Consider the following 7,110-nt stretch of genomic DNA (forward strand, 5'->3'; position numbering starts at 1 on the left):
GCGCAGCACCTCGGCCTCGGCGCGGGCCTGGGCCAGCACCTCGGCGGCCTTGTCCAGCACCTCGCGCGCCCTGGCTTCCGCCTTGGCGCGCACGCGCGCCATGTATTCCTCTTCGGTGGACTCGTCCCACAGCGGGCGCGGGTTGGCGCCCTCCATGCCGGTCAGGGTGGTCTCGGCAAAGGGGCTGGGCCCCATGAAGATGGTGCCCCACCGTTCCGGCTTGCCGGAATCAGACGAAGACATCTCCGCCTCCGCGGCCCACTATGATGCGGCCCTCGGTTTCCAGTCTGCGCACCGTCTTCACGACGTTCTGCTGTGCGCCTTCCACGTCGGACAGGCGCGTGGGACCCATGATTTCGAGATCTTCGCGGATCATGGTAGCCGCGCGTTCCGACATGTTCTTGAAGAACTTGTCTCGCAGATCCTCGGAGGCCCCGCGCAGGGCCATGGTGAGATCCTCGTTGGAAATTTCCTTGAGCAGTTCGCGGATGCCCCGGTCGTCCAGCGCCTTCACGTCCTCGAACACGAACATGAGGTTGCGGATGTCCTCGGCCATCTGCGAGGATTCTTCCTCGATTTCGGCCAGCACTTCCTCTTCGGTGGCGCGGTCCACGGCGTTGAGGATTTCGGCCACGGAGGGCACGCCGCCCACCTTCTTGCCTTCCTTGCCGCCCATGGCGATGAGCTGGCTTTGCAGCACCTTGTCCACTTCCATCAGCATGTCTTCGGGCACGGCTTCCAGCCGGGCAAGGCGCATGAGCACCTCGGGCCGCACGCCTGCGGGCAGGTTGGTCAACAGTTCCGCGGCCTTGTCCGGGTGCATGTGCCCCAGGATCAGCGCCAGGGTCTGCGGGTGTTCGTTGCGCAGGATCTGGGCCAGCAGGCGCGGGCTGACGTTGCCCAGTTCGCGGAAGGGCGCGGGGCCGGAGTCGAGGTTCAGCGAATCCATGATGTACTTGGCGGTTTCGCTGTCCAGGTTCTTCATGAGCATGCGCTTCACCGCTTCCGCGCCACCGGCGATCATGTCCTGGCCTGTCACCAGGGCATGGTGGAATTCGCGCAGGACGTCCTCCACCAGTTCCTTGGGCACGGTGTCCAGTTCCACGATGGCCTTGGAGACGGCGGCGATTTCCTGCCGCTCCATGCGCTTGAAGATTTCGGCGGTGAACTTGTCGCCCAGGGCGAGAAGCAGGATCGCCGTCTTCTGGGGCCCCTTAAGCTGCTCCAACCTTTGTTCCGTCGCCATGCTTCAACCAGCTCCTGATGATGCTCACGGCCTGATCCATGTTCTGTTCGGCCATCTGCAGGGCGTGAGCCTTGATGTCCTCGATCTTCTTCAACGCGTCCAGCGCGTCCACTTCCTCGTCGCCCTCGATGAGCGCCAGGCGCTCTTCACCTTCGGGCAGACCTTCCAACCCTTCGATCATCTCTCCCTCCACGCGGGGACGGATCATGGCGAGCACCACCGGGCGCACCACCAGCACCAGGAACAGGAAGACCAGCAGGGCGTTGAGCAGCGGCTTGCCGAGGCGCAGGGCATAGTCCATGACCAGTTGGGCCAGGCTCGATTCCTGCGGCACGTCGGGCCCGCCGAACGAAATGCTGCTTACCTCTATGGTGTCGCCGCGCGCACGGTCGTACCCCACGGCATTGGCCACCAACTGGCGGATGCGTTCGACATCTTCGGCCTTGCGGGGCACGAAGGCCCACTGGCCGTCCGCCCCCTTCTCATACGTGCCGTCCACGATCACCGCAACGGTCAGACGGGAGATATCACCCACCTGCGCCACGATGTTCTGTTCTTCCTTGTTGATTTCGTAGTTGGTGGTGCGGCTTTCGCGGTTGCCTTCCTGGGTGGACGCGCCGCCCGTGGGCGAATCGCCCCGGAAGTTGGCGTCGGGCGAACCGGCCTCGAGGTTGGAGCGGCCGCGCTGCGATTCCTCACTGCGCTGTTCGCTGCGCACCACGGTCTTTTCCGGGTCGTACAGTTCCTTGCGGATGGTGCGCTGGCTGAAGTCGAGGTCGGCGTTGACCTTGGCGATGATCTTGCCCGCGCCGATGACCGGGTAGAGCAGCTCCTCGATGCGCCGTTCCAGGGTCTGCTGCATGCGCAGCTTGTGGTCGAGCTGGGTGGTGGTCATGCCGTTGATGCTGCCGTCCTCGTCGGGAGCGTACAGTATCTTGCCGGTGGTGTCGGCGATGGACACCTTGTACTTGTCCAGCCCTTCCACGGCCATGACCACCAGATTGACGATGGCCTGCACGTCCTTGGGTTCCAGCTTCTTGGTGCTGTCGCGCAGCTTCAGCACCACCGAGACGGACGGCTTCTGCTGCTCTTCGATGAACAGACTGCGGTGCGGAATGACCAGGTGCACCCGCGCGCTCTCCACGTTGGGAAATTCCGAAATGGTGCGCGAAAGTTCGCCCTGCAGGGCACGCTGGTAGTTGATCTTCTGGACGAAGTCGGTCTGGCCCACCTTGACCTGGTCGAAAATCTCGAAGCCGATGCCCTGGCCCACAAGGTTGCCTTCACCGGCCACCTTCAGCCGCAGGTCGTACACCTTGTCGGCGGGCACGGTGATGGACGAGCCGCCGTTCTCCAGCTTGTAGGCCACCTTGTCGGCCTGCAGCAGCTTGACCACGCGGCTGGCGTCCTCGGGCGTCAGATTGGAATAGAGCACCCGGTAGTCGGGACGGTTGATCCAGAACACCAGGCCGAAGAACACGGCCACCACCGCCACGGCCAGACCGGCAATGAAGATGCGCTGCGAGATGGAGATGCGTTCCCAGAAGTCCTTGGCCTTCTGGATGACGTCTGCGAGAGCGGGAGCCATGTGTTCTTCCTCCGGGGTCGTCTCTGGCGAGTGGTCTCTGGACTGCTATGCGCGGCGTGATGCGGTGAGCGGTGCGGGCGCCTGGCGTGGCCGGATTTCCGTTCTCCGCCGGGGCACCGAGCGCCGGGCATTCGGATGATTCCCGTCGTCTGCCGAGGAAGCCAAGCGGTTCATGAAGGGAGCGCACTCTTCCGTGCGTGACCGAATGAACCGCGCCGGCTGACGAAGGCAGCGGCGGGAAGGGCCGAATGCCCTAGAATTGGATGCGACTGAGTTCCTTGTACGCCTCCATGACCTTGTTCCGCACGGCGGAGGTCATGTTCACGGCAAGTCCGGCCTTTTGCAGGGTGATCATCAGTTCGTGCACGTTCTGGGTTTCGCCCGACGCGAACGCCTGGATCATCTGCGACTTTTCGGTCTGCATGTCGTTGACCTTGGTCAGCGACTCGGAGAGCGTGTTGGTGAACGACTTGGCCTGAACGCCGGAGGCCGTGGGCGCGGCGGTGGCGCGGGTGGCCTGTTCGGCCTTGGTGAAGTTGCCGAGGGCGTTGGAATAGGCCTTCAGCCCTACTGCCTGGATGCTCATGGCCGTATCTCCCCGCTACCTAGCGGCTGATTTCCAAGGCCTTGGTGTACATGGCCTTGACGGTGTCGATGGTGGTCACGTTGGCCTCGTAGCCGCGCTGGGCGGTCATCAGGCTGGCCATTTCCTCCACCACGTTGATGTCCGGGTAGGCGACGAAGCCGTCCTTGTCCGCGTCGGGGTGCCCGGGCTCGTACACGCGCTTGAGGGGGCGCGAGTCGGTGGCCACGTGCATCACGCGCACGCCTTTCAGCTCGCGGTCGAGAGCGCCTTTCATGTGCTTGGAGAAGGGATCGTCGATGTCCTGGGCCGCCATGATGGTGGTTTTGCGACGATAGGGACCGCCCTGCTCGGTGCGGGTGGTCTTCACGTTGGCCAGGTTCATGGAAATGATGTTCATGTTCGTGCGCTCCGCGTTGAGTGCGGAGGCGCCGATGTCGATGGCGGTCATGAAGTCCATTACTTCTGCCCTTCCTGGATGATGTTCTTGACGCCCTCGAGGTTGCCGCGAATGACGGTGGTAAGGGCGGAATAATGCAGCGAGTTCTTGGCCATCTTGGCCATTTCCTTGTCCAGGTTCACGCGGTCTTCGCCGTGGATGACGCGCGGCTTGGCCGCCTTTTCCCAGTCGGCGTTGAAGCCGTCGACGCTGAACTCGGAGGGCAGGTGGTTCTGCTCGGTGCGGGTCATCCGCCCCTTGGCGTCCAGCCCCAGCGCCGACTGCAACTGCTTCTCGAACTCCAGTTCGCGCGGCTTGTAACCGGGCGTCCGGACGTTGGCGATGTTGCTCATGACGACATTCTGACGCTGGAGCTGCATGTCCATGACCTTGCCGACAAGGTTCACATGCGGTTCGTAAAGGCTTTTCATGCGGGATTCCTCCCCTTTTCGCCCCCGGGGCGTGTGCCGCGCAGGGGGGGTGGTGGCCGACGTGCGGCCCGTGGATGCACCCCCGGTTCAGCAAGAGATGTTCCAGCACCATGAATCCTTTTAATTTCAAATTATTACGCATGAAAACCGTTGTTTCGCACGTCCCGCACCCGCCGGAATGACGACACCGCCCGACCATCATGCGGATGGACGGACGGCGTCGATACCTGGGGGCGCATGCAGACAAACGGCAGGATTTGCCCCTTCCGTGCCAGCCAAAGGGGCAACCGGGGACGGCGGGGGGACGGCAAACCGGCGTTTTGTGCCCAGTCGGGCGACAACCGCCACACGGCAGGCGGAGCCGCAACGCCGCTTAACCATTCCAAAGACAGCTTATATATTCATGGGTTGCCAACAATCCCTCACCCCGTCAAAATGATATGGCATGCGGTTTGCAAAGTTCGTTGCGCCCACGAATACTTCGCAGCCAGCAATGGCACGCATAGTGCTAAGCGAAGGGCATGGGCACAGCTTTCCCGGGAGCGTTCGCGAATCCGACAGGCGGACCGCTCCGGCGCCGGAAAGGCGCCCGCCCCGCGCAGCGCGGGGCGACCCAGAAGCGAAATGCCCTACGGCATGGAGGGGAGAACATGAGCAACCATCTCGATTACGAAATCAACAAGGAACTGGGCGAGTGCTACCTTTTCATGGGTGACCTGGAAAAGGCCGAGGAGTACTACCGCAAGGCCGCCGGCAGCAACGGCGTGCATCCGGACCCGTACCTGGGGCTCGCCACCATCGCCGTGCAGCGCGGCAACCTTGAAGCCGCCCTGGTGCTGTACCGCAAGGCCGCCAACATCGAAGCCAACGACAAGTCGCTGGCGGGCATGGGCCTGGTGGAAATGGAAACCGGCGCGCACGCCGAGGCCTTCGACCACTTCGTGGCCGCGCTGGGCATGAACCCCGGCAACCTGGTGGCCATGAACGGCCTGCTGCGCCTTGGCTACCACCTTGGCCGCATCGACGAAGTGGTGGCCCACCTGCGGGCCTTCCTGGAACTTTCCCCCGAAAAGGACAACGTGCGCTTCTCGCTGGCCGGGTGCCTGATCTCCCTTGGCCGCAAGGACGAGGCGCGGGCCGAACTCGAGACCATTCTCGACCGTGCGCCCGACCACGCCGACGCCCGCGAAATGTACGCCCTGCTCGGGTAGCCGAAGCGCTGGCCGCCCCACGCGGCACGCACCGGCAAGATACTCCCCTCCCCATACGATTTTCCGGCCCCGATGCTGGCGCTAGGGGCCGGAAAATCACCTTTCGCCGTCATTCTGCCAACGCTCGGACGGCGAGAGGGAGCGGAAACGCAGTACGGGCGCATGGCACTTCCCCGGGGGAGTGCCATGCGCCCGTCAACGTTTTTTCGCCGAGTGGACGCGGTACCGATCAGACCACGCTCGTCAGGATGCGACCGGATCAGACCAAAGCGTTGAACAGATACCCCACCAGCATGATGCCCAGGCCCACCACGCCGAAGAACACGGCCACCAGCCGGGGCTTCAGCACGCGGCGCAGCATCACCGCCTCCGGCAGGGACAGGGCGATGACGGCCATCATGAAGGCCAGCACCGTGCCCAGCGCGGCACCCTTGCCCAGCAGGGCCTGCACCACGGGAATCATGCCCGCCGCGTTGGAGTACATGGGAATGCCGATGCCCACGGCCAGCGGCACGGCCCACCATGCCCCCCGGCCCATGATGGAAGCCATGAAGCCCTCCGGCACGTAGCCGTGGATGCCCGCCCCCACCGCAATGCCCAGCACCACCCACGGCCAGACCTTGCCCACGATGTCGCGCATGGCCTGCACACCGTAGTCGATGCGGGCGGACCATGACAGGTCAGCGTCGTGCATCTGCTCCGCATGGGCCCGCACCTGCAACACCCAGCCCTCGATGTGGCGCTCCATGCCCAGCCGCCCGATGACCCAGCCGGAGACGATGGCGATGGCAAGGCCCGTGCCCGCATACAGGGCGGCCACCTTCCAGCCCAGCAGGCCGTATAGCATGACCACGGCGATCTCGTTGATCATGGGCGCGGACACCAGGAACGAAAAGGTCACCCCCAGCGGCACCCCGGCGGAGACGAAGCCGATGAACAGCGGCACCGCCGAACAGGAACAGAACGGAGTGACCACGCCCAGCAGGGCGGCCAGCACGTTGCCGACAGCCTCGTTGCGCCCGGCCAGCAGACGGCGGGTGCGCTGCGGCGTGAAGAACGAGCGCACCATCCCGATGCCGAAGACCACCAACGCCAGCAGCATGAGCACCTTGGGCGTGTCGTACAGGAAGAACTCCACCGCCTCGCCCAGATGCGAACCGGGCGTCAGGCCCAGCGCGCCGTAGGTCAGCGCGCGCGCGGCGGCGGGCAGGTTCAGGTACACCGCCCACCACGCGATGAAGCACACGGCCATGACGGACAGGCGGCGGCGCAGCCCGGCGCGCTCCTGCTCCGGCGACAGGACCGGGGCTTGCCCGGAGAGGGAGGAAGGAGTGGAGGGAGCGGAACAGGCGCACCCCCCACCGGCGGCGGAGCCACCGCCGGAGAGTGTGGTCAGGCTGGCCGGGCCATCCAGGGGAGCAAGGAAAGCACGAGGCGCAAGTGACGTCAGCGAGGGACCGGACGATGCCGCCACGCCAGACGAGGCGGACATGCCGAATGTGCCGGACGCGCTTCCGCAACCGCACCCGCCGCCAGTGGGCGCCGCCTGCGGGGCAACGGGCTGCAAGGGTCGCAACCCGGAGGCAAGGGCGCCGGTGGCTGGTGCGCTCCC

At 64.7% G+C, this 7,110-nt stretch carries 7 protein-coding genes and 1 pseudogene; 1 reads left to right on the forward strand and 7 read right to left on the reverse strand.

Features of this window, described 5'->3' with window-relative positions:
- The 6 genes and pseudogenes from FVW27_RS03790 to flgB all read right to left on the reverse strand — a co-directional run.
- Positions 1-243: pseudogene (locus FVW27_RS03790) on the reverse strand (FliH/SctL family protein); the annotation flags it as partial.
- Complete coding sequence (gene fliG / locus FVW27_RS03795) at positions 230-1,246, reverse strand: flagellar motor switch protein FliG (RefSeq protein ID WP_167122876.1); 1,017 nt, start codon at positions 1,244-1,246, stop codon at positions 230-232. The gene fliG and the pseudogene FVW27_RS03790, both read right to left, overlap by 14 nt.
- Positions 1,215-2,834 (reverse strand): flagellar basal-body MS-ring/collar protein FliF, encoded by a 1,620-nt coding sequence (gene fliF, locus FVW27_RS03800; RefSeq protein WP_167122878.1) that lies wholly within the window; start codon positions 2,832-2,834, stop codon positions 1,215-1,217. Before fliF ends, fliG begins: the two co-directional genes overlap by 32 nt.
- A 253-nt stretch (positions 2,835-3,087) precedes the next feature.
- The gene (gene fliE, locus FVW27_RS03805; protein ID WP_167122880.1) at positions 3,088-3,420 is read right to left on the reverse strand and encodes a flagellar hook-basal body complex protein FliE; all 333 of its coding nucleotides are present in this window, start codon (positions 3,418-3,420) and stop codon (positions 3,088-3,090) included.
- A gap of 19 nt (positions 3,421-3,439) precedes the next feature.
- Entirely contained in the window at positions 3,440-3,877 is a 438-nt protein-coding gene (gene flgC, locus FVW27_RS03810) for a flagellar basal body rod protein FlgC (RefSeq protein WP_167122882.1), read from the reverse strand.
- Positions 3,877-4,287, reverse strand: coding sequence for a flagellar basal body rod protein FlgB (gene flgB, locus FVW27_RS03815; RefSeq protein ID WP_167122884.1), 411 nt, complete (start codon positions 4,285-4,287; stop codon positions 3,877-3,879). Before flgB ends, flgC begins: the two co-directional genes overlap by 1 nt.
- 650 nt (positions 4,288-4,937) lie before the next feature.
- Here flgB and FVW27_RS03820 point away from each other — a divergent pair.
- A complete protein-coding gene (locus tag FVW27_RS03820; protein ID WP_167122886.1) occupies positions 4,938-5,498 on the forward strand; it encodes a tetratricopeptide repeat protein in 561 nt (186 codons plus the stop codon).
- A 259-nt stretch (positions 5,499-5,757) separates the two neighbouring features.
- On the opposite strand, the gene FVW27_RS03825 is transcribed toward FVW27_RS03820, so the two are convergent.
- Entirely contained in the window at positions 5,758-6,750 is a 993-nt protein-coding gene (locus FVW27_RS03825) for a permease (RefSeq protein ID WP_167122888.1), read from the reverse strand.
- Positions 6,751-7,110 lie beyond the last annotated feature (360 nt).

This window comes from Nitratidesulfovibrio liaohensis (genome assembly GCF_011682075.1).
Taxonomy (GTDB): Bacteria; Desulfobacterota; Desulfovibrionia; order Desulfovibrionales; family Desulfovibrionaceae; genus Cupidesulfovibrio; species Cupidesulfovibrio liaohensis.